This window comes from Arthrobacter sp. 10T44, from assembly GCF_056393885.1.
Genome location: NZ_JBFTGT010000022.1, coordinates 1 through 590, shown reverse-complemented (window position 1 = coordinate 590; position 590 = coordinate 1). Strand labels below are relative to the sequence as shown.

The 590-nt window shown below is 71.0% G+C and carries 1 protein-coding gene; it reads right to left on the bottom strand.

Annotated elements, in window-relative coordinates; genetic code table 11:
* Positions 1–590 (bottom strand): HNH endonuclease (locus tag AC1DBL_RS16720; protein ID WP_476926525.1); only part of this gene is annotated, 590 nt, incomplete at both ends.

The following is a 590-nucleotide window of genomic DNA, read 5'->3' as shown; positions in this document are numbered from 1 at the left end:
GTGAGTTGGAGGGTGTGCCGGGGTCCGGGGCGGGGTTGTGCGTTCCAGCCGGGGGTTTCTTTGGTGTGGTTGCAGGCTTCGCAGAGCCCGGCGCCGTTGGCTGCTGTGGTTGCGCCGCCGGTGTGCCAGGGGATGATGTGGTCCAGGTGGCGGATCGGGGCGTCGCAGTAGGGGGTCCGGCAGGTGTCGTCCCGGGCCTGGATTAACCGGCGAAGCCCTGCGGGGAAGAGCCTGGCGCGGGAATCCATGCCGACGAGTTCGCCGGTGGCCGGCGCGGTGTAGAGCCGGCGGACCCAGAGGGCGAAGGCGCGTTCGCCGGCCGGGCGGCCTGGGTCGCCGGTGCCTGAAGTCGGCTTACCGCCCGTCCCGCCTGCTGCACCTGCGGTGCCGGTGCCCGCGGCTGCGCCACCGAAGTCTTTGAGTAGATTTCGGGCCCAGCCTGCGGGGACGATGCCGTAGCCGGGGAGGCGGGCGGGTTCGCTGTCGGCCTGGAAGAGGGTGCGGTCGGTCATGATGAGCTGGATGTCGATGCCGCTGATCCCGCCGGCTTTGCCGGTGGTGCGTTCGACCAGGGCGTCGGCCATCAGCTG